We start from the raw sequence: 18,681 nt of genomic DNA, 5'->3' as shown, positions 1-18,681 counted from the left end.
CACCTCACCTGCGAGGGCCGATCCCTTCCAGGGTGAAGTTCCTGTTCCACTCCTTCACCCACGCGCGGCCGAAGCCCTCCGCCGAGCTCAGCGGCGTGGCACGCTCGTCGAACCTGCCGGTGGCCGGGTCGAAGGCGAACTCGGCGGGAGTGGCCCTCTTCACGTTGTAGGAGTCGAAGTCCGGGTTGAAGGTCTTGTTGCTCAGCCCGCCCGCGTCGTCGGTGTAGGCGAAGTCGCCCGTGCCGATGCTCACCGACCGCGTCAGCACGTTGTTCGCCGGGACGTACACGGAGTTCGGATTGCTCCACACGTACTCGTCGGTGCACTCCGTGGTGCCGACCGCCGTGCACGCCTGCCCCCGCGCATCGACGGGGACGTACCAGTCGCGGATGTTCGGGTACTGCTTGCCGTAACGGCGGTGCCACTTCTCGACGTTCTCCCGGGTGTTGGTGAACCCGGTGCCGTCGCCGGCCTTCAGCATGTCGTTGAAGCGCTCGACCACGACCTTCTGGTTGGCCACGGGCAGCCGCTTGCCGCCCTCGTGGTAGAGCTTGTCGTGGCCGATGTACGTGACGTCCTTGAACACGTTGTCCGAGGCGACGTTGCTGTGACCGGACTGGTAGAACAGGCCGTGCTGGACGTTGTCGAAGACGTTGTGGTGGACGACCATGCCGGTCATCCCGTCGTCCATGTAGATGGCCTGGTTGCCGTCCGCGCCGACGTCCTTGAACAGGTTGTACGCCACCACGTTGTTCAAGTACGTGTAGTCCCGGCCCGAATAGATCACCCCCTGGTCCGAGGCGTGCGTCACGAGCCGCTCGAACCTGTTGTGGCTGATCTCCATGTCGTTGCCCATGATCTGGATGGCCATGTGCGGCGCGTCATGGACGTGGTTGTACCGGAAGGTGTTGCCGACGCCGTACATGTAGCCGGCGGGCGTGTAGGTGGCCAGCTTCGAGAAGTCGTAGATCTCGTTGTGCTCGACGACGTGGTTGCCGCGTTCGAGCGAGTCGCGGTCGCCTCCGGCCGTGAAGACGCCGCCGCCGCCCAGGTCGTGCAGCCTGCTGTTGACGACGCGGTTGCGGTGACCGCCCCGGCTGGTGCGGTACTCGGCGATGGCCGTGATCGCGTCGTTGGCCTGGCCGATCGCCACCGCGTCCATGCTGACGTTGAGGATCTCCAGGCCGTCGATGGTGCACGACTCCGCGTCCAGCAGGCGCACGCCGGTGCCGGTCGTGCCGTTCAGCCTCAGGCCCTTGAGGGTGACGTTCCTGACGTTCTCCAGGGTGAAGAACGGGGCGTCGAAGGAGGTGAGGCTGATCTCCTTGCCTTCGACGGTGCCGCCCGGCGGGTAGTAGTAGAGCGTGTTGTGGCCCTGGTGGCGGTCGATGTAGTACTCGCCTTCGGCGTCCAGCTCGCTCAGCACGTTCTGGGCCACGAACGACGACCACTTGTCGGTGGCGACGTACATGGTCGGGTAACCGGTCCTGATGTCGCCGCCGCCGACCGAGTCGATGCGCAGGCGGTCGTTGGCGTAGTTGTTGCCGAAGTAGCCGGACAGCCAGCCGTCGGTTTCGCGGGCCGTGTTGTCGGTGCCGGTCGTGCCGGTCGCTCCGGCCCACTTCTCGTAGCGGGCGGCCAGCTCCGGGTCCTTGACCGTGTAGACGGGGCCGGGGAGCTTGAGCATGTCCTCGTACGGCATGGTCGTGCCGTCGGCGGTCTTGTCCGAGAAGTAGTCGCGGGCGCCCTTGGGGGCTTCCTTCACGGTGAGGTGGTCGCGGTCGAGTTTCGCGTCACCGTTGGGATACTGCGCGAGGGTCTGCGTGACGTCGTCGGTGATCAGTGCGGGGGCGAAGGGCTGCGGTTTCCAGTTGAAGCCGTTCTTGTTGAGCGTTCCGGCGGGGATGCCCTCCGCGCCCAAGTCGTACACGAAGACGCCGGCGGCCGCGGCGGCCGGGACGCGGGACTTCGACGACCACTTGGCCTCGCCCGCCGGGACGTCGCCGAGCCTGCGGAACCGGTCCGGCGCGAGGGTGGTGACGCCGGCCAGCTCCACCTGCTCGCCGGGGTAGGCGGCGTAGGTGACGTACGACTGGTCCGCGCCGGTCACCTCGATCGTCCTGGACGTCCGGTACACGCCTTCGCGGATGTAGACGGTTCCGGGATTGCGTGCGCTCGTCCTGCCCGCGAGCGCGTCGCGGGCGCGTTCAATCGTGGCGAACGGGGCTTTCTCCGTTCCGGTCGCGCCGTCGTCGCCGTTCTTGGCGACGTACACGACGTTCTTGGCGGGTGGGGCGGCGGCGGCCGGGTGCGCGCCGACGCCGGTCGCCAGAGCCGCTGCCAGCAGGGGGATCATCGCTTTTCTTGGCATGCTGAAGCAGACCTCGTTAAGGGCAATCGATACAATATTACAGAAGCCGGAAAGTCACTTCTGTGGCACCGTAACGCCGGCGACGTCAGAGTTCAATGGTTTGACCGGCGCCGGGGCCCTGCTCGCCGCGGTGCGGAAGCCTCCTACGCCTGGCGGCGGGGTCTGCGCAGGCGGAGGCCGACGACGGCGGCGAGCATGATCACGAGGCCGGTCAGCATCAGCGCCCGCCCGTCCGGGCCCGCCATCCCTCCGGCCCCGGTGTCGACCCCGCCGGACGGGATGTCGGTGGAGGTGACCGTGACGGTGCTGTCCGGCTCGCTGCCGCCGCCGTTCGTGTCCTCGTCCGAGCCGTCGTCCCCGGTGTCGTTCCCGGCGTCGGGAGTGGCGCTGCCGGAGGGGTCGGGGCCGGCCGAGCCGTCGGCGCCGGTGACGGTGAGCGGGTACTCCGTCCGTGAGCCCCTCACCTCGCACTCGACGAGGCGGTCCTGGGGCGTCAGGCCGAAGTTGACGGAGGCCGCGTGCACCGTGCCGGTGCCGGCCTTGCGCGGGGTGGTCGTCATCGTGGCCGTCGGGGGGATCGGGACGGGCTCGCCGGGGATGACCGTGCCGATCTCGGCGACGCCGGTGGCCGAGGTCAGGTCGTCGATGCCGCTGATCCCGGCGTACACGTACATGTTGAGCTCGCCCTCCATGCCCGTGGCGGGGGCCAGCAGCTCCTTGCCCGTGACGAACACGCCGCTCCACCCGATCGTCATCGGCTGGCCCGCGGTGGCCTGGGCGGGCACGGTCAGCTCGACGTCGAGGCTGACCTCCTGCTTCTCGCCCGTGGCGGCGGTGGTGCACTCGTACACCACGGGGGCGGCCGCCGCGGCCGGTGCGGCGGCGAACGGGAGGATCGTGGCGGCGGCTAAGACGGCCAGGTGGACACGCACGGCGACTCTCCCTTGAGCTGACGGTGCCTGAAGGATGGTATCGGCGCCGGCGGAAGTGGCGAAAAATTCGGAAGCTTCCCAGCTTGCCGAGTGATAGGAAGAACAGTCATGACATCAGGTGTTCGACTTATTCGCAACGACCAGCTCACGCAGCAGGTCGACTACGCATATGCCGCCACCGTGGACGCCCCCGTACGCTCGATCTGGGTCGCGGGCGCCTGCCCCCTCGACCTCGACGGCAAGACGGTGGCCGTCGGCGACTACGCCGGGCAGGCCCATCAGGTGATGCGCAACCTCGTCACGGCCCTCGACGGGGCGGGAGCCTCGCTGACCGACGTCGTCAAGACCACCGTGTACGTGGCCTCCACCCGCCAGGCCGACCTGGTGACGGCCTGGGAGGTGTACCGGGAGTACATGGGGGAGCACGACGTCCCGAGCACGCTGCTCGGCGTCACCGTGCTCGGCTACAACGACCAGCTCGTCGAGGTCGAGGCGGTGGCGGTGATCGCTGGGTCATGACCGGCGGGAGGGGAGCGGCTACGGGTTTCCTGCCGACACCTGTACGGTGAGTAAAGTGACTGCCACACTTTGTGCATGAGTATGTTTCGGTCGGCCGCGGGCCTGCCCGATCACGGGTGCGGCGCGCTCGGCAGGGTGGCGCACGGAGCGCTGACGGCACCGCTCGACTCTCGCGAGGCGCCTGGCCGGCCCAGGCTCTTCCTCGGCTACAACACGCTGCCGGACCCGCCGTTCCCGCTCGCGGGGTTCATCGAGTACGAGATGGACCCCAGGATGGCGGAGTACGACCTCGCCTCCATGCTGCGCTTCCTCGCCGAGTCCTTCCGGGCGCAGCCGGTGCCTCCGGAAGGCACGTACGACGACGCGCACCGGCGCAGCGCGGCCGTGCTGCGGGTGGACGCCATGGTGATCGTCTTCTCGGGCCGGGCCTTCAGCCCCGAGCAGAGCCCGCCCGCCCGCGCCCTGTGGGAGAACCTCGCCGAGGGTTACTACCGCGAGGGCGATGCGGAGGCGTGCGCGGGCGCGCGGGAGGCGCTGGTGGGGCTGGGGGTGGATCGGGAGAACGACCGGGTGATCCTCATGGCCGAACGCGGCCCCGCCGGCGAGCACGCCCGGCCGGAGCGGGTGGGCGAGTCCCCGGAAGGAACGCTGTACGACCTGCTGGGCGAGCTGCTGGACGCCCAGTACCGGTGGACGCGCGCGGCGTTCGGCCTCTGAGCGGCGTCCTGCCGGAGGTCGCGCGGCGTCCCGGCGCTGGGTGGCGCCCCGCCGGTGGACGTGCGGCGTTCGGGCGCCGGGTGGCGCTCCGGCTAGGGTGCCGGTATGTCGTTCATCGTCACCACCGGTGCCACCGGGCGGCTGGGCGGCCGGGTCGCCGCGCTGCTCGCCGCCGCCGGTGCCGAGCAGCGGCTCGTCTCCCGGCATGCCGCCGACCGCGCCCCGCGTCTCGACCGCGCCACGGCCGCCGGCGCCTCGTACGGTGACCGTGCGGCGATGCGGGAGGCGCTCGACGGGGCCTCGACCGTGCTGTTCGTGTCGGCGTCGGAGAGCGAGGACCGCCTCGGCCAGCACCGTACGTTCGTGGACGCCGCCCGCGACGCCCGCGTCTCCCACCTCGTGTACGTCTCGTTCTACGGCGCGGCCCCCGACGCGACGTTCACGCTGGCACGCGACCACTGGGCGACCGAGCAGTACATCCGCGACAGCGGCCTGACCTTCACCTTCCTGCGCGACAACCTGTACGCCGACTTCCTGCCCGGCATGGCGGGCAGCGACGGCGTGATCAGGGGGCCGGCCGGGCAGGGGCGGGTGGCGGCCGTGGCGCAGGACGACATCGCCCAGGCGGCGGCCAACGTGCTGCTGGCGCCGGAGGAGCACGCAGGGGCCACCTACGACCTCACCGGGCCGCAGGCGCTGACCTTGGACGAGGTCGCCGCCCTGATCAGCGCGGCGACGGGGCGGGACGTCACCTACCACGCCGAGACGGTGCCGGAGGCCTACGCGTCCCGCGAGATCTACGGCGCGCCCGGATGGCAGGTGGAGGCGTGGGTGTCGACGTATCTCGCGATCGCGGCCGGGGAGCTCGAAGGGGTCAGCGGCGATGTTCCGGCGCTCACCGGACATCCGGCCACCAGCTTTGCGGAACTACTCGCAACAGGGTCATTTTCCTGATTTATCGGGATCGATTCTTCGAGTCATGCGCCGCGACGACATGCGGCCGGGCGGCCATCCGCATGGGCCCGAAATCCTAGACGGCGAACACCTGCGAATCATCCGCGAACGCCTTGAACTCCAGCGCGTTGCCCGCCGGGTCCAGCAGGAACATCGTCCACTGCTCGCCCGGCAGCCCCTCGAAGCGCAGGTACGGCTCGATGACGAACGCGGTGCCGGCCGCGCGGAACCGGTCGGCCAGCTCATGAAATTCGGGAATCGTCAGGATCAGGCCGAAATGCGGGACCGGCACGTCGTGGCCGTCCACCGGGTTGTGCACCCGCTCGGCGCGCGCCGGGGCGAGGTGGGTGACGAACTGGTGGCCGTGCAGGTTCCAGTCGATCCAGCGGTCGGAGCTGCGGCCCTGGGCGCAGCCGATCAGGTCGCCGTAGAAGTGGCGGGCGGCGTCCAGGTCGTCCACGGGGACGGCGAGGTGGAAGCGGGGGAGTTCCATGCGGGGTCCTTCCGGGTCGGTGATCACTTGAGTACCCGGGAGCGCGCACCCGTACGCCGCCCGCCCCGTCACCAGCCCTCGTCGAAGTCGCAGATCCTGACCGTGGTGCTCTTGCGGCTGGGGTTGGGGGTGACGACCTCGAAGACCACCTGGTACGTGCCTGCCTGCTTCCAGGTGATCGACGGGAGGAGGGGCCTGTCGGCGGAGGTGCCCTGCCGCCTGCCCTGGTTCTGGCCGTTGACCAGCCAGCGGTAGCTGTAGGTGCCCGAGGCGGTGACCTTGGCCCAGATGTTCGTGTCGGATCGCCAGCAGTCGCCCAGCCTGATGCCCTCGAAGGTGAACGCCACCGACTTCACGCCGCCCGCGCCGCCGGTCGTCGGCTTGGTGGTGGCCGGCCTGGTCGTCGTGGGTGTCCGCGCGGGCTCCGTGGTGGGGCTCTTCGTGCGTACGGAGGCGGTGGGGGCGGGGCGCGTCGCCGTCTTGCTGGGACGCAGGGGCTTGGCCGACTTCTTTGCCTTGCCGGCCGGGTGCGGGGTGGTGGGGGTGGCCTGCGTGGTGGTGATCGCGGCGGTGCTGGTGCCGTTGACGGGCGAGCCGGGCAGCAGGAGCCACGCCGCCGCCGCGCCCCCGGTCACGACGACCGCCGTGCCGCCGGCCAGGAGCCCGGTGATCAGCCGGTCGCGGGACGCCCCGCGGACCGGGCCGGTGGGAGCATGGGAGATCGGCACCCGGCCGGCGGGCTGTTGCGTGGACTCGGCGGAGAACCCACGCGGAACGCCGCCTGGAACGTGCGCCCGGTTCGGGCGGCCCGGGATGTGCGCGTGGCCTGGGCCGTCCGGGAGGTTTGCCTGGCCTGGGCCGCTCGGGGCGGGACCCTGGCCGGGGGCGTGGGAGGCGGGCACGTCACCGAGGCCGGGGGCCGGAGCGCCGATGAGGCGGAACAGGACGTCCTGCATGGCGGGACGGGTGGCGGAGTCCTTGGCCAGGCAGGCGTACACGATCGAGCGCAGCGGCTCCGGCACGCCCTCCAGGCGCGGCTTCTCGTACTGGATCCTCCTGAGCACCGACGGCAGAGAGTCGTTGCCGAACGGCGGCGCGCCGGTGGCCGCGAACACCATCACCGAGCCCCACGCGAACACGTCCACCGCCGGCCCGGCGGGCGCGCCCAGGAACTGCTCGGGCGCCATGTACGCGGGCGTCCCCACGATCGTGCTGGTACGGGTCACCGCGTCGTCCATGGCCCGCGCGATGCCGAAGTCGATGACGCGCGGCCCGTCACGGCCGAGCAGCACGTTCGCCGGCTTGAAGTCGCGGTGCACGACCCCGGCCCGGTGGATGGCGGCCAGCGCGGTGGCCGTGGCGACGGCCAGGCGTTGCAGGTCCGCACCGGTGTGCACGCCGGCCTTCGCCAGGGAGGGGCCCTCGACGTACTCGGTCACGATGTACGGCCGCCCGCCCAGCGAGGCGTCCAGCACCTGCGCGATGCAGAACGGCTCCACCCGCCGCGCGGCGGCGATCTCCTTGGCGAACCGCCCGTCACCGGTCACCCCGTCGCGCAGCACCTTGATGGCGACCCGAGTGCCGTCGGGGGCCACGCCCAGGTACACCACTCCCTGGCCGCCCTCCCCGAGCAGCTCGACGACCCGGTACGGGCCGATGGCCTGGGGCGTCATGAGTAGTCGTCCAGGTCGCAGATGTCGATCGAGATGCTCTTGCTGGTGGTGGAGGGCGAGGTGACGCGCAGGGTGATCGTGTGGCTGCCCGCGTCCAGCATGTACTGGCCGGCCGTCACGAACGCCGTGTAGTCGTCCTCGGGGACCCAGGATCTGCGGCTCTCGCGGGTCTTGCCGTCCACGACCCAGGCATAGGAGACCCAGATGCCGGGCCGGGTGGACTCCACGTTGGTCTGGAAGTGGATCGGCGGCATGTAGCAGCCGTCGGCGTTCGACTGGCCCGGGCCGCCGAACAGCTCGATCTCCAGGATGCTGACCTTGGCGCCGGTGACCGGCCTCTTGGTGGTGCGGGTGGGGGTGGGGCTCTTCGTGACCGTCGTCGGCGCGGTCGTCGCCTTCGGGGTGCTCTTCGGCGTCTGGGTGGGTCCCTGGGTCTTGCGGGCGGTCCTGCGCGGGCTCGGCGTCGACGGCCGGTCCGTGGGCTTCTCCGTGGGGGAGGCCGACGGGCTCCGGGACGAGCTCGCGGTGGAGGACGAGCCGGGGGAGACGGCGGCGAGCGACTCGGAGCCCGGCTCGCCCGTCCACGGAGCCAGCCAGATGGCCCCGCCTACCAGCGCCACCACCATGATCACGGCCACGCCGACGGCCACCGGCACACCGATCCGCCCCAGCGCTCCCCGCGAGGCCCGCCGTCGCCGCCCGGGCACCACCGGCCCGCCGCCACCCGGCATCGGCCCCGGGTACGGTCCCGGCATCGGGCCGGCGTGCGGTCCCGGCATGGGCCCGGCGTGCGGTCCCGGCGCCAGGCCGGCACCCGGCGCGGATCCCGGCCCGGCACCCGCCTCGCGCATCGACCCAGGCACAGGCCCAGGTCCCTGAGCGTGCACCCCCGTCGGCCCGAGTGGGGACCCGGTGCCCTGCGCGGGCGCTCCCGTCGGCCCGAGCGGGAACCCGGAGCCGTGCCCAGGCATCCCCGTCGGCCCGAGCGGGCCTCCTGCGGCCGGACCGGCCGCGGCGGCGGAGCCGGGCCCCGCCCCGAAGGCCGCGCCGGGATGCCGCGGCCCCGGCCCAGGCCCAGGGCCCGCGTTCTGGCCGCTCAGCAGCCGCAGGAGCACATCGCGCATGCCCGGACGCCGGTGCGGGTCCTTGGCCAGGCACTCGTACACGACCGACCGGAGCGGCTGTGCCAGCTCACCGAGCTGAGGTTCGTTGTGCAGGATCCGGTTGATGATGGCGGGCAACGTGTCCTGCCCGAACGGCGGCGTCCCCGTGCCCGCCCACACCATCACGGACGCCCACGCGAACACGTCCGCCGCCGGCCCCACCGGCTGTCCCGCGAGCTGCTCGGGCGCCATGTACGCGGGTGTCCCGACGACGCCGCTGGTGTGCGTGACGCCGTCGTCCAGGGCCCTGGCGATGCCGAAGTCGATGACGCGCGGGCCGCCGGGCCCTAGCAGCACGTTCGCGGGCTTGAAGTCGCGGTGCACGATGCCCGCCTGGTGGATGGCGGCCAGCGCGGTGGCCGTGGCGACGGCCAGGCGTTGCAGGTCGGCCCCGGTGTGCCGGCCGGCCTGCTGGAGGGACGGCCCTTCGACGTACTCGGTCACGATGTACGGCCGAGGCCCGCTCAGCGAGGCGTCGAGCACCTGCGCGATGCAGAACGGCTCCACCCGCCGGGCCGCCTCGATCTCCTTGGCCAGCCGCTCGCCGAACCCGGCCTGCCCCTCTCGCAGCACCTTGACCGCCACGGCCCGCCCGTCGGGCGCCTGCCCGAGGTAGACGGTGCCCTGCCCGCCGGAGCCGAGCCGGCCGAGCAGTCGATAGGCCCCTGCCGCCGCCGGGTCGTCCTCCCGCAGCGGTTCCAAATGCGCCATGAGAGAAGTGACTCCTGAGACGGGTGCGGTGGATCTTACGTACGATAGCGACCCGTATCAGGATTTGTAGTGAAGTCGAGTACTTGTCCAAAATCCTCCCGGTAGTTCGGCAGCGAGGAGTCAGAAATGCACCTGACCACGGACGCCGAGCTGGAGCGGTCGACGGTGGTCGCCAACAACCTCATGAACCGCGAACGCCGCCTCCCCGGCTACAACCGCGAGCTCGGCATCGACGTCCCGGCCGTCCTGCACCGCACCGCGACCACCAGACCCGCCCGCTGGCTCGACCTGTGCTGCGGCGCCGCGTACGCCCTCGGCGAGGCCACCCACCTCCTCGGCCGGGACGCCGAGATCGTCGGCGTGGACCTGGTCGGCTTCTTCGCCTGCCGCCCCGACCCCCCGCGCCTCCGCCTCGTCACGGCCTCCGCCACCGCCTGGCACCCGGACGCCCCCTTCGACCTCATCACCTGCGTGCACGGCCTCCACTACATCGGTGACAAGCTCACCCTCCTGGCCAGGATCACCACCTGGCTGGCCGAGGACGGCCTCTTCGTCGCCGGCTTCGACGCCGGCAGCGTCCGCCTGGCGGACGGCACCCCGGCGGGCCGCCGCCTCACCTCCGCCCTCCGCTCCCAGGGCCTGGCGTACGACGCGCGGACGAAGAGAATCCGCTGCACCGGCCCCCGCACCCTCGACCTCCCCTACCGCTACCTCGGCGCCGATGACCAGGCCGGCCCCAACTACACCGGCCAGCCCGCCGTCGACTCCTACTACGCACCGGAAAAACCGGTCGCGCCCCGGCGCACCGGCGACCTATCGTGACCTCCGTTCGCCACGGACCGAGGAGGCCCGCCATGCACCGCGACGAGATGTCCTTTTGAGCTGACCAGCAAGCGCCGCAAGGGGTTCCCCTTAGCGAGACGCACGTCAAGCGCGGCGACCGCAGCACCGGCCGCGGCAAGGAACTGATCGAGAAGCTCGGCGGCAACGACCCGTGCCCCTGCGGCTCCGGGCGCCGCTTTCCGCCGCTGCTGCCGCCCCACCGGCCGCTACGACGACACCCTCGGCCACTACTACGTCCGTGACCGCCCGTGAGCCGATTCTGTCGGTGGCTCCTGGCAAGGTGGCCTTCTTCGGCCCGCGTCCCCTCCCGCAGGGGCGTGGGCCGGAAGGCCGCGAGCCGGAAAGGGGTGTGCCGACATCTTCTCGCCACTGACGATCCGCGATTTCCGCCGCTACTACCTGGGACAGACGGCCTCCGCGTTCGGTGATTCGCTGACGCCGCTCGCGCTCGCGTTCGCGGTCCTGCACCTCACAGGGTCCCCGGCGGACCTCGGGATCGTCGTGCTCAGCACCCGGCTGCCCGTCATTGTGCTGACCCTGGTGGGCGGCGCGGCCGGTGACCGGTTCTCGCGGCGTACGATCATGCTGGTCGCCGATCTGCTCCGCTTCGCGGCGCACGGCGTCACGGCGGTGCTGCTGCTCACGGGCGCCGCGGAGATCTGGATGCTCGTGGTCCTGCAGCTCGTCGCCGGCGCGGGGTCGGCGTTCTTCAACCCGGCGGCCGTGGGGCTCATCGGCTCGCTGGCCGGCAGGGAGCACCTCCAGGCGGCCAACTCCCTCATCTCGATCTCCCGCAGCGCCGCCTCGATCGCGGCGCTCGCGGTGGCGGGGGCACTGGTGGCGCTGGTCGGGGCAGGCTGGGCGGTGCTGATCGACGCGCTGACGTTCCTGGTGAGCGCGGGCTACCTGCGCTTACTACCGCGCACGATCGCCGGCGGCCGGCCGCAGTCGCGCGGTGGGTCACAGCCGAACGGTGGGTCACAGCCGGACGGCGGGTCGCAGTCAGGCGGTGGGTCGCGGGCGGGTGGCGGGTTGCTGGCGAGCATCGGTGGTGGCTTCGCGGAGGTACGCCGGCGGACCTGGCTGTGGGTGTGGATCGTGCACGTGGCCCTGGGCAACATGATCGTGATCTCCCCGATCCTGGTGCTCGGCCCCTACGTCGCCGACCGGCAACTGGGCGGCGCCCCGGCGTGGTCGGCGACCGGCATCGCGTACGCCGTGGGCGGGCTGGCCGGGGGCCTGCTCGTCGCCCGGTGGCGCCCCGCGCGTCCCATGGCTGCGGCCCTGCTGTTCTTCCTCCTCATGGCGCCGCTTCCGGCGCTGCTGGCCGTGCCTGCCGGCCTGTGGCTGCTGGTGATGGCGGGGGCAGCGGCCGGGCTGCAGCTCGTCGTCCACAACGTGCTGCAGACCACCGTCGTCCAGCGGCACGTTCCCGAGGAGTTCGTTGCGCGGGCGACGTCGGTGATGCTGCTCGGCTCGCTGGTGGCCGCGCCGCTCGGCATGGGCCTGGCCGGCCCGGCGGCGGCCGCGTTCGGCAGCCGCCCCGTGCTGGTGGTGTGCGCCGCGTTCACCGTGCTGCTGAGCGTGGCCACGCTGTCGGTGCCGTCCGTCTGGCGCATCCGCGCGGACCCCCGACCGGCCGCACCGGCTCCGGCAGAGGGTCCGTCTTCGGGCGCGGGGTCACCTCGGGCGGATCTTGAGGATCATTCGCTTGCTGCCCAGCGGCGTCATCTCGATGTGGACGTCCGCCGTGCTGACGGATCCTGAGCCGCCCACGTAGCCGTGCATCCCGCCGTCGCCGTCGGCGGTGGCGAAGTACAGCGTCCGCTTGGCGACCCGCTGCACGTGGAACGCCTTGATGTCGTACTTGGCGGTGAACCGGATCGTGTCCCCGCCCTTCACCTCGACCTCGCACCGGAGGTCCTGGCACGCCGAGAGCTTCCGCCCGTCCGCGGCCTTCGTGACCTTGGGGCTCGCCGAAGCCGAAGCCGAAGCCGAAGCCGAAGGCGTCAAGGGGGAGGAGGTGGAGGAGGGGGAGGGGGAGGAGGTGGGGGACGTGGTGGTGGCCGGGGGGCGGGAGGTGGAGGGCGGATGCGTCGTGGATGCCGCCGGCGTCCCGCTGCCGCAGCCCGCCACCAGCAGCACGACCCCTGCCCCGACCCCCACCAGCGCCGCACCGTACCGGGAGGAAAGCGTGAGATGCATGGCCTCGTTCTCCTGCGCATCGATGGGAGTACCGTCTGTCACGACGAACCCTGCCAGCACGAGCGCGGGACCCTTCCCGGCCACCTCTATATATAAGGAGAAATGACGACATGCTGCACGTGCTCCTCGTCCGCTACACCGCCCCTCCCGACGAGGTGACCCCGCACGTGCCAGGTCACGTGGCCTACCTGGAGCGGCACCACGCCGACGGCACGTTCCTGCTGTCGGGCCAGACGGTTCCCGACGATCTCGGCGGCGTCATCCTGGCCACCGGACCGCGGGAGCGGGTGGAGCGGGTGGCGGCAGGTGACCCGTTCGCGGTGGCGGGCGTGGCGGCGTACGAGATCGTCACCGTGGACCCGGGGCGGCTGCACGAGGACCTGCGCGAGCTGCTCACCACGAAGGGCCGGTGACCCGGGGCAGCGACGCGGCCACGATCAGGCCGCCGCCCTCCCGGGGCCGCGCCCGCACGTCGCCACCGTGGGCGACGGCCACCGACCGCACGATCGACAGCCCCAGCCCGGCGCTGGTCCCGGTCACGGCGCGCTCGCCCGCCTGCCGGTGGAACGGCTTGAACAGCAGCGGCACGTCGTACGGCGGCACGGCCGGCCCGGTGTTGCTGACCTCCACCTCCACCTTGTCCCCCGACACGGTACGGCTGACCACCCGCACCCACCCGGTGCCGTCGTCGAGGTTGTACCGGATGCCGTTCTCCACCAGGTTGTGCACGAGCCGTTCGAGCAGCAGCGCGTCGCCGGTGGTCGGGGCGGGGGCGACGACCTCGTACACGGTGACCTTGGCGTCGGCGGCCTGGTCGGCGGCCTGGGCGGCCACGTGGGTGACGATGTCGGCCAGGTCCACGGGCGAGCGGTCGGCGATCTCCTGCTCGGACCTGGCGAGCAGCAGCAGGCCGCTGATGAGGCGCTCGTGGCGGGCGTTGATCTCCAGCAGGCTCTCGCCCAGCTCCTTGACGTCATGGGAGGCCGTGCGGCGGTGCATGGCCAGCTCGACCAGCGCCCGGTTGAGCGTCAGCGGCGTGCGCAGCTCGTGGGAGGCGTTGGCCACGAAGCGGCGCTGCCCGTCGAAGGAGTGGTCGAGCCGCTCCACCATGGTGTCGAACGTGTCGGCCAGGTCCTTGACCTCGTCCGCGGGCCCGCGCAGCGCGATCCGTTCGTGCAGGCCGCGCTCGGCCATGGGAGCGGCGGCGATCTTGCGTGCGGTCGCGGTGACCAGGTGCAGCGGGGCCAGCACCCGGCCGGCCACCCACCAGCCCAGCGCCACGGCCGCGCCGCCGACCACGACGAGCGCGATCGCCCCCTGGACGAGCAGCGAGGTCAGGGCGAGGTCGCGCAGCTCCTGCTGCTGCTGCCACAGCCACTCGACCGCGGCGTCGCCGTACAGCGTGACCCCGTCCTGCTTGATGAAGAGCTGCTTGAACCGGCCGGGCTCCGCCGGGGTGGCGTACCGGTCGTCGAAGGTCCGTACGAGCTGCTGGTTGAACAGCAGGTACGTGACAGCGAGCAGCACCAGCCCGGCCAGGAAGAAGACGGCCCCGTACACGAGCGTGAGCCGCAGCCGCAGCGTGGGCCGCACCCGGCTGCGCAGTGACGACGGCAGGAGGTTCACGCGATCCGGTACCCCACTCCCGCGACGGTCTCCACGATCGGCGGGTCGGCCAGCTTGCGGCGCAGCTTGAGGATGGTGAGCCGGACCGCTCCGGTGAACGGGTCGGCGTTCTCGTCCCACGCCTTCTCCAGGAGCTGCTCGGCGGAGACGACGTTGCCGTCGGCCCGCAGCAGCTCGGCCAGGACGGCGAACTCCTTCTTCGACAGCGGGACGAACCGCCCGTTCCTGAACACCTCCCGCCGCGCGGGGTCGAGGGTGATCCCGGCCCGCCGCAGCACGGGCGGCGCGGCCGGCCGGGAGCGCCGGCCCAGCGCCAGCACCCTGGCGGCCAGTTCGGGGAAGGCGAACGGCTTGGTCAGGTAGTCGTCGGCCCCCATGGACAGCCCGGTGACCCGGTCGTCGAGCTGCGCGGCGGCGGTGAGCATCAGCACCCGCGCGTCGCAGTCGGAGGCCACCATCTCCCGGCAGACCTCGTCGCCGTGCACGCGCGGCAGGTCCCGATCCAGCACGACCACGTCGTAGTCGTTGACCGCGATCCGCTCCAGCGCCGCCTCGCCGTCGTGTGCCAGATCGACCGCGTGCGTCTCCTCGCGCAGCCACTCGGCAATCGCGTCGGCGAGCATCGGCTCGTCCTCAACCACCAGCACCCGCATCGCGCACCCCAGGCCTTTCCATCCGCTTACAGAGCCGAGTGTGACGGAGGCGGCATTTGCTCCGAATAAGCCCGCGACATGAACCCGCGACGGCCGTGGATGTGGAAACGCTGAGGAAACACCGCCCCCTATTGCATCTCCCATCGAACGACGTTCATCCGACGGTTCATTCGACGAGGAGAGCTTCATGCGACGACGAGTCTTCAGCGCGCTGGTCACGGCACCGTTCGCGCTCGCCCTGGTCCTGACCGGCTGCGGTTCGGGCGACGGCGGCGGGTCGGACGTGGCCTCGGTGACGGGCACCGGCACCGGCAGCCAGGCCGCCAGCGCCAAGCCGAGCGAGGATCCGCAGGCGAAGGGCCTCAAGTTCGCCCAGTGCATGCGCGAGAACGGCATCGACATGCCGGACCCTGACCCCGACGGCAGGGTGATGATGAAGTTCGACAAGAACACGCCGCAGGAGAAGGTCCAGGCGGCCCAGGAGGCGTGCAAGCAGTACGCCCCGAGCGGCACGCGCCAGGGCGGCGGCGACCCCAAGCAGGCCGAGAACATGCGCAAGCTCGCCCAGTGCATGCGCGACAACGGCGTCGAGGCCTACCCCGACCCCGAGGGCAACATGATGCGCATCACCCCCGAGGTCGGCGAGGACCCCGACTTCAAGGCCGCGCAGGAGAAGTGCCAGAAGGAGTCCGCTGAGGCCGGCATGGGAGGTTCTTGATGGGTATGGCCACCATCGACGGAAAGGCGGAGCCGGAGGCCACGCCTCCCCGGCAGCGCCGCCGCCGCGGCAGGGGCAAGCTGGTGGCCGGGCTCCTGATCGCAGTGGCGGCGGCGGGCGGCGGGTTCGTCGCGCTCAACAGCACCGGCCTGCTGGAGGGCGGCGCCGGCCCGACCAGATCGGCCAGCGCCCTGCCCCCGGCCACCGCCACGGTGGCCAGGCAGACCCTGAACGACACCAGGGACGCCGACGGCGAGCTCGGCTACGGCCCCGTGACCACGGCCGTGAGCCGCGCGCCGGGCACGATCACGTGGCTGCCCGAGAGCGGCGCGACGGTCACGCGCGGGAAGTCGCTGTACCGGCTCGACAACGACCCCGTGACCCTCATGTACGGCGACACGCCCGCCTACCGCGATCTGAAGATCGGCGTGGAGGGCAAGGACGTGGAGAACCTGGAGCGCAACCTCAGCAAGCTCGGCTACGACGGCTTCACGGTGGACGACGAGTTCACCTACGACACCTACGAGGCCGTGGTGGAGTGGCAGGAGGATCGCGGCCTGGAGGAGACCGGGGTCGTCAAGCTGGGCCAGGTCGTCTTCGCTCCCGGCAAGGTGCGGGTGGAGAGCATCGAGGCCGAGGAGGGCCAGCCGGCCCAGCCGGGTCAGAAGGTGCTGACGTACACGGGCACGTCCAAGGTGATCACGGTGCAGCTGGAGGCCGAGGATCAGCGGATGGCCAGGAAGGGGGCCAGGGTCGAGGTCACGCTGCCGGACGGCAAGAGCGTGAAGGGCAAGGTCACCGAGGTGGCCACGGTCATCGTGCCGGGTGAGGGGCAGGAGGAGCCGGACACGCGGGTGGAGGCGCTGGTCTCGATCGGGAACGCGAAGTCGGCCAAGGGGCTGGACAAGGCGTCGGTGGACGTGACGTTCACGGCCTCGCAGCGCAAGAACGTGCTGACGGTGCCGGTGGCGGCGCTGGTGGCGCTGCAGGAGGGCGGGTTCGGCCTGGAGGTCGTCGAGGGTGGCACGTCCCGGTACGTCGCGGTCGAGACGGGGCTGTTCGCCGGGGGCAAGGTCGAGGTGTCGGGGGACGGGCTGCGTGAGGGCATGACCGTGGGGATGCCGAAATGACCGGCTATCCCATGATCGCTCTGCAGGAGGTGTCGAGGACGTATCCGGGCGGGGTGGCGGCGCTGAAGGGGGTGTCGCTGCGGATCGGCCACGGCGAGCTGGTGGCGATCGTGGGCCCGTCCGGGTCGGGCAAGTCGACCATGCTGAACGTCGTCGGCACCCTGGACCGGCCGTCGTCGGGGACGATCCACATCGACGGGTACGACGTGTCGAAGCTGTCGGACAACCAGCTGTCGGCGTTGCGGGCGACCACGATCGGGTTCGTCTTCCAGTCCTTCCATCTGGCCGCGAAGGTGCCGGCGCTGGACAACGTGGCGGACGGCCTGATCTACACCGGCCTGAGCAGGGCCGAGCGGCGCCGCCGCGCGGCGGCGGCGCTGAAGAGGGTGGGGCTGGAGCATCGCATGGACCACGAGCCGCACGAGCTGTCAGGTGGTGAACGGCAGCGCGTGGCCATCGCCAGGGCGGTGGCGGGTGACCCGCCGCTGCTGCTGGCCGACGAGCCCACCGGGGCCCTGGACTCCGTCTCGGGCACGGGGGTGATGGAGCTGCTGCACGAGCTGAACGCGGGCGGCACGACCATCGTGATCATCACGCATGACCGGGAGATCGCCGCCAGCCTGCCCCGGCAGGTACGGATGCGCGACGGCGAGATCATCTCCGACTCGGCGCGAGAGCCCGCGGAATCCGGGGTGGCGTGATGACGGTCACCGAGCGGCCCATCGAGCCTCCCGTCGAGCGGCCCGTCGAGCGGCCCCGGCTGTCCCCGGCCCGGATGCGGTCGGCCGACGTGATGCGGGTGGGCGCGGTCGGCCTGCGCACCCGGCCGCTGCGGGCGTTCCTGTCGGCGCTGGGCATCGCCATCGGCATCGCGGCCATGGTGGGCGTGGTCGGGCTCTCGTCGTCCTCGGGGGCCGAGCTCGACCGCCAGCTGTCGGCGCTGGGCACGAACCTGCTCACCCTCTCCTCGGGGTCCACGATCACGGGTGAGGCCGCCCAGATGCCGAAGGACGCCGAGGCGATGATCGAGCGGATCGGGCCGGTGGAGGCGGTCTCGTCGATCGGCAAGGTGGGCGAGGCCAAGGTCTACCGCTCGGAGCAGATCCCGGAGGCGCAGACCGGCGGGCTCACCGCGTACGCGGCCCGCCTCGACCTGCCCGCCACCGTGGGCGCGACCCTGCGCAGCGGGGCCTGGCTGAACGCGGCCACCGAACGCTACCCGGCCGCCGTGATCGGTGCGCTGACCGCCGAGCGGCTCGGCATCGGCGCGGCGGGCCCGGACACCCAGATCGTCGTCGGCGGCGTGCGGTTCACGGTCGTCGGCGTCCTGGAGCCCGTGGCGCTGGCCACGGAGCTGGACAGCGGCGTGCTCGTCGGCTGGCCGGTGGCGGAGGAGCGGCTGGGCTTCGACGGCCACCCGACCACGCTCTACACGCGTTCGGAGGAGGCCAAGCTGGAGTCGGTACGCCAGGTGCTGGCGGGCACGGCCAACCCGGAGGCGCCGAACGAGGTGGACATCTCCCGCCCGTCCGACGCGCTGGCGGCCAAGCAGGCCACCAGCCAGGCGTTCGCCAACCTGCTCCTGGGCGTGGGCGCGGTGGCCCTGCTCGTGGGCGGGGTCGGCGTGGCCAACACGATGGTCATCTCGGTCCTGGAGCGCCGCGCCGAGATCGGCCTGCGCCGCTCGCTCGGGGCGACCAGGGGGCAGATCAGGACGCAGTTATTGGCCGAGTCGCTGCTGCTGTCGGCGCTGGGGGGCACCGGCGGCGTCCTGCTGGGGACGGCGGTGACGATGGGGTACGCGCTCTACAGCGGCTGGCCCTCGGTCGTGCCGGCCTGGGCCACGGTCGGCGGCCTGGCCGCGACCCTGCTCATCGGCGCCGTCGCCGGACTCTACCCGGCCATCCGCGCCTCCCGCCTGTCCCCGACCGAGGCCCTGTCCACGCCGTAGCCGCAGGGAGCCGAGTAGCCGC

General features: G+C 71.6%; 19 protein-coding genes. 11 read left to right on the top strand and 8 right to left on the bottom strand.

What is annotated here, in order from left to right:
* Positions 1–4 precede the first annotated feature (4 nt).
* A complete protein-coding gene (locus tag ACBJ32_RS27435) occupies positions 5–2,371 on the bottom strand; it encodes a right-handed parallel beta-helix repeat-containing protein (RefSeq protein ID WP_375129146.1) in 2,367 nt (788 codons plus the stop codon).
* Positions 2,372–2,514: 143 nt separating this feature from the next.
* Entirely contained in the window at positions 2,515–3,303 is a 789-nt protein-coding gene (locus ACBJ32_RS27430) for a hypothetical protein (RefSeq protein WP_375129145.1), read from the bottom strand.
* Between the two features lie 108 nt (positions 3,304–3,411).
* Between ACBJ32_RS27430 and ACBJ32_RS27425 the strand changes: the two genes are divergently transcribed.
* The 3 genes from ACBJ32_RS27425 to ACBJ32_RS27415 all read left to right on the top strand — a co-directional run bounded on the left by ACBJ32_RS27425 (position 3,412) and on the right by ACBJ32_RS27415 (position 5,493).
* Positions 3,412–3,822: a RidA family protein gene (locus ACBJ32_RS27425; protein WP_375129144.1), complete on the top strand. Its 411-nt coding sequence runs from the start codon at positions 3,412–3,414 to the stop codon at positions 3,820–3,822.
* Positions 3,823–3,897: 75 nt separating this feature from the next.
* Complete coding sequence (locus ACBJ32_RS27420) at positions 3,898–4,539, top strand: hypothetical protein (RefSeq protein ID WP_375129143.1); 642 nt, start codon at positions 3,898–3,900, stop codon at positions 4,537–4,539.
* 105 nt (positions 4,540–4,644) lie between these two features.
* The gene (locus tag ACBJ32_RS27415) at positions 4,645–5,493 is read left to right on the top strand and encodes an SDR family oxidoreductase (RefSeq protein WP_375129142.1); all 849 of its coding nucleotides are present in this window, start codon (positions 4,645–4,647) and stop codon (positions 5,491–5,493) included.
* A 76-nt stretch (positions 5,494–5,569) separates the two neighbouring features.
* Here ACBJ32_RS27415 and ACBJ32_RS27410 read toward each other — a convergent pair whose 3' ends face one another.
* The 3 genes from ACBJ32_RS27410 to ACBJ32_RS27400 form a co-directional block, all read right to left on the bottom strand.
* A complete protein-coding gene (locus tag ACBJ32_RS27410) occupies positions 5,570–5,986 on the bottom strand; it encodes a VOC family protein (protein WP_375129141.1) in 417 nt (138 codons plus the stop codon).
* Positions 5,987–6,054: 68 nt separating this feature from the next.
* Complete coding sequence (locus ACBJ32_RS27405) at positions 6,055–7,659, bottom strand: serine/threonine protein kinase (protein WP_375129140.1); 1,605 nt, start codon at positions 7,657–7,659, stop codon at positions 6,055–6,057.
* Positions 7,656–9,533 (bottom strand): serine/threonine-protein kinase, encoded by a 1,878-nt coding sequence (locus tag ACBJ32_RS27400; protein ID WP_375129139.1) that lies wholly within the window; start codon positions 9,531–9,533, stop codon positions 7,656–7,658. The genes ACBJ32_RS27405 and ACBJ32_RS27400 overlap by 4 nt, the downstream gene beginning before the upstream one ends.
* A 126-nt stretch (positions 9,534–9,659) precedes the next feature.
* Here ACBJ32_RS27400 and ACBJ32_RS27395 point away from each other — a divergent pair, with 126 nt between their 5' ends.
* From ACBJ32_RS27395 to ACBJ32_RS27385, 3 genes are all read left to right on the top strand, one after another.
* A complete protein-coding gene (locus tag ACBJ32_RS27395) occupies positions 9,660–10,355 on the top strand; it encodes a class I SAM-dependent methyltransferase (RefSeq protein WP_375129138.1) in 696 nt (231 codons plus the stop codon).
* Between the two features lie 143 nt (positions 10,356–10,498).
* Positions 10,499–10,618, top strand: a complete 120-nt coding sequence (locus ACBJ32_RS27390; protein ID WP_375129440.1) for an SEC-C metal-binding domain-containing protein — start codon at positions 10,499–10,501, stop codon at positions 10,616–10,618.
* Positions 10,619–10,733: 115 nt separating this feature from the next.
* Positions 10,734–12,143 carry an MFS transporter gene (locus ACBJ32_RS27385; protein WP_375129439.1) on the top strand — a complete coding sequence of 470 codons (1,410 nt, stop codon included), beginning with the start codon at positions 10,734–10,736 and terminating at the stop codon, positions 12,141–12,143.
* Here ACBJ32_RS27385 and ACBJ32_RS27380 read toward each other — a convergent pair.
* On the bottom strand, positions 12,057–12,581 hold the full coding sequence (locus ACBJ32_RS27380) for a hypothetical protein (RefSeq protein ID WP_375129137.1): 525 nt from the start codon (positions 12,579–12,581) through the stop codon (positions 12,057–12,059). The genes ACBJ32_RS27385 and ACBJ32_RS27380 overlap by 87 nt on opposite strands.
* Before the next feature lie 110 nt (positions 12,582–12,691).
* Here ACBJ32_RS27380 and ACBJ32_RS27375 point away from each other — a divergent pair, with 110 nt between their 5' ends.
* Positions 12,692–12,994 (top strand): YciI family protein, encoded by a 303-nt coding sequence (locus tag ACBJ32_RS27375; protein ID WP_357872681.1) that lies wholly within the window; start codon positions 12,692–12,694, stop codon positions 12,992–12,994.
* Here ACBJ32_RS27375 and ACBJ32_RS27370 read toward each other — a convergent pair.
* Together ACBJ32_RS27370 and ACBJ32_RS27365 are read right to left on the bottom strand one after the other, a co-directional pair.
* Complete coding sequence (locus tag ACBJ32_RS27370; protein WP_375129136.1) at positions 12,975–14,207, bottom strand: sensor histidine kinase; 1,233 nt, start codon at positions 14,205–14,207, stop codon at positions 12,975–12,977. The genes ACBJ32_RS27375 and ACBJ32_RS27370 overlap by 20 nt on opposite strands.
* A complete protein-coding gene (locus ACBJ32_RS27365; RefSeq protein WP_357872686.1) occupies positions 14,204–14,860 on the bottom strand; it encodes a response regulator transcription factor in 657 nt (218 codons plus the stop codon). Before ACBJ32_RS27365 ends, ACBJ32_RS27370 begins: the two co-directional genes overlap by 4 nt.
* 187 nt (positions 14,861–15,047) lie before the next feature.
* Here ACBJ32_RS27365 and ACBJ32_RS27360 point away from each other — a divergent pair, with 187 nt between their 5' ends.
* From ACBJ32_RS27360 to ACBJ32_RS27345, 4 genes are all read left to right on the top strand, one after another.
* The gene (locus ACBJ32_RS27360; RefSeq protein ID WP_375129135.1) at positions 15,048–15,578 is read left to right on the top strand and encodes a hypothetical protein; all 531 of its coding nucleotides are present in this window, start codon (positions 15,048–15,050) and stop codon (positions 15,576–15,578) included.
* A gap of 5 nt (positions 15,579–15,583) precedes the next feature.
* Positions 15,584–16,708, top strand: a complete 1,125-nt coding sequence (locus tag ACBJ32_RS27355; protein ID WP_375129134.1) for an efflux RND transporter periplasmic adaptor subunit — start codon at positions 15,584–15,586, stop codon at positions 16,706–16,708.
* Positions 16,705–17,409 carry an ABC transporter ATP-binding protein gene (locus ACBJ32_RS27350; protein ID WP_357872694.1) on the top strand — a complete coding sequence of 235 codons (705 nt, stop codon included), beginning with the start codon at positions 16,705–16,707 and terminating at the stop codon, positions 17,407–17,409. Before ACBJ32_RS27355 ends, ACBJ32_RS27350 begins: the two co-directional genes overlap by 4 nt.
* Before the next feature lie 74 nt (positions 17,410–17,483).
* Positions 17,484–18,659, top strand: a complete 1,176-nt coding sequence (locus ACBJ32_RS27345) for an ABC transporter permease (RefSeq protein ID WP_375129438.1) — start codon at positions 17,484–17,486, stop codon at positions 18,657–18,659.
* Positions 18,660–18,681 lie beyond the last annotated feature (22 nt).

The sequence above is a fragment of the Nonomuraea sp. GTA35 genome (assembly GCF_041950525.1).
Classification (GTDB): Bacteria; Actinomycetota; Actinomycetes; order Streptosporangiales; family Streptosporangiaceae; genus Nonomuraea.
Note: the sequence above shows the minus strand (reverse complement) of the source record. Positions and strands in the feature narration are given on the sequence as shown.

What these genes read in the sequence shown, in the direction of transcription:
- ACBJ32_RS27435 (WP_375129146.1), bottom strand. Translation starts at nt 2,371, where the DNA reads ATGCCAAGAAAAGCGATGATCCCCCTGCTGGCAGCGGCTCTGGCGACC.
- ACBJ32_RS27425 (WP_375129144.1), top strand. Translation starts at nt 3,412, where the DNA reads ATGACATCAGGTGTTCGACTTATTCGCAACGACCAGCTCACGCAGCAG.
- ACBJ32_RS27420 (WP_375129143.1), top strand. Translation starts at nt 3,898, where the DNA reads ATGAGTATGTTTCGGTCGGCCGCGGGCCTGCCCGATCACGGGTGCGGC.
- ACBJ32_RS27415 (WP_375129142.1), top strand. Translation starts at nt 4,645, where the DNA reads ATGTCGTTCATCGTCACCACCGGTGCCACCGGGCGGCTGGGCGGCCGG.
- ACBJ32_RS27410 (WP_375129141.1), bottom strand. Translation starts at nt 5,986, where the DNA reads ATGGAACTCCCCCGCTTCCACCTCGCCGTCCCCGTGGACGACCTGGAC.
- ACBJ32_RS27405 (WP_375129140.1), bottom strand. Translation starts at nt 7,659, where the DNA reads ATGACGCCCCAGGCCATCGGCCCGTACCGGGTCGTCGAGCTGCTCGGG.
- ACBJ32_RS27400 (WP_375129139.1), bottom strand. Translation starts at nt 9,533, where the DNA reads ATGGCGCATTTGGAACCGCTGCGGGAGGACGACCCGGCGGCGGCAGGG.
- ACBJ32_RS27395 (WP_375129138.1), top strand. Translation starts at nt 9,660, where the DNA reads ATGCACCTGACCACGGACGCCGAGCTGGAGCGGTCGACGGTGGTCGCC.
- ACBJ32_RS27380 (WP_375129137.1), bottom strand. Translation starts at nt 12,581, where the DNA reads ATGCATCTCACGCTTTCCTCCCGGTACGGTGCGGCGCTGGTGGGGGTC.
- ACBJ32_RS27375 (WP_357872681.1), top strand. Translation starts at nt 12,692, where the DNA reads ATGCTGCACGTGCTCCTCGTCCGCTACACCGCCCCTCCCGACGAGGTG.
- ACBJ32_RS27365 (WP_357872686.1), bottom strand. Translation starts at nt 14,860, where the DNA reads ATGCGGGTGCTGGTGGTTGAGGACGAGCCGATGCTCGCCGACGCGATT.
- ACBJ32_RS27360 (WP_375129135.1), top strand. Translation starts at nt 15,048, where the DNA reads ATGCGACGACGAGTCTTCAGCGCGCTGGTCACGGCACCGTTCGCGCTC.
- ACBJ32_RS27355 (WP_375129134.1), top strand. Translation starts at nt 15,584, where the DNA reads ATGGCCACCATCGACGGAAAGGCGGAGCCGGAGGCCACGCCTCCCCGG.
- ACBJ32_RS27350 (WP_357872694.1), top strand. Translation starts at nt 16,705, where the DNA reads ATGACCGGCTATCCCATGATCGCTCTGCAGGAGGTGTCGAGGACGTAT.
- ACBJ32_RS27345 (WP_375129438.1), top strand. Translation starts at nt 17,484, where the DNA reads ATGCGGTCGGCCGACGTGATGCGGGTGGGCGCGGTCGGCCTGCGCACC.